Source organism: Nocardioides sp. (assembly GCF_024509035.1).
In the GTDB taxonomy this organism is placed as follows: Bacteria; Actinomycetota; Actinomycetes; order Propionibacteriales; family Nocardioidaceae; genus Nocardioides.
Map to the genome: position 1 here is coordinate 1,007 of NZ_JANINT010000409.1, position 633 is coordinate 1,639.

1 protein-coding gene and 1 pseudogene are annotated in these 633 nt (G+C 70.0%); both read right to left on the reverse strand.

The features are described from left to right. Positions 1-89: pseudogene (locus Q0L15_RS25080) on the reverse strand (dihydrofolate reductase); the annotation flags it as partial. Positions 90-146: 57 nt separating this feature from the next. Next, on the reverse strand, positions 147-548 hold the full coding sequence (locus Q0L15_RS22595) for an NUDIX domain-containing protein (RefSeq protein ID WP_296607109.1): 402 nt from the start codon (positions 546-548) through the stop codon (positions 147-149). Between the last annotated feature and the right edge of the window lie 85 nt (positions 549-633).

Sequence of the window (633 nt, forward strand, 5' to 3'; positions counted from 1 at the left end):
TCGCTCGGCGCGGTCCAGGTGATGTCGTCGCCCGGCGCCGCGATGTAGCCGTCCAGGCTCACGTTCATGCCGTAGGTGAGGGTGCGCATGGCGTGAGCCTTCCGTGAGTGGGATTCCGGTGTACAGACCGGCGCCGCGCGGCAGGGTCATCGGCCGCGCGTCATCGCGCTGACGAGTGCCGTCCGGAGCGGGGCATGGGGAGAGGGAGGCAGCTCCTCCAGCTCGAACCATCCGATGTCGTCGTGCTCCTCCGGGGCGACGTTCGCCGGCGCGCCTTCCCACACGCGCACCAGCCAGGCGCTGAGCAGGGCCGGCTCGTCCGGAGGTCCTGCGGTGAAGCGACACAGATGGGACGCCGAGTCCGTCGCCATCCGCACACCGAGCTCCTCGTGCAGCTCCCGCCTGAGTGCGTCCAACTCCGACTCTCCGGCCTCCACGACTCCACCGGGCAGGTCCCACACGTTCGGGTACGCACGCTTGCTCGGACTCCGATGCACGAGCAGCACCCGACCTCCCCGAACCAGTGCTCCGAGTACGACCTCGACCATGCGCCCATCCGAGCACGGACGTCCGACAGGAAGGGAGGCCGCATCGGCATAGCGGCGTCCGTGCACCCATCCGGCGCGGCAACCC

Excerpts from the sequence above, each read along its gene's own strand:
- Q0L15_RS22595 (WP_296607109.1), bottom strand. The coding sequence starts at position 548 with ATGGTCGAGGTCGTACTCGGAGCACTGGTTCGGGGAGGTCGGGTGCTG.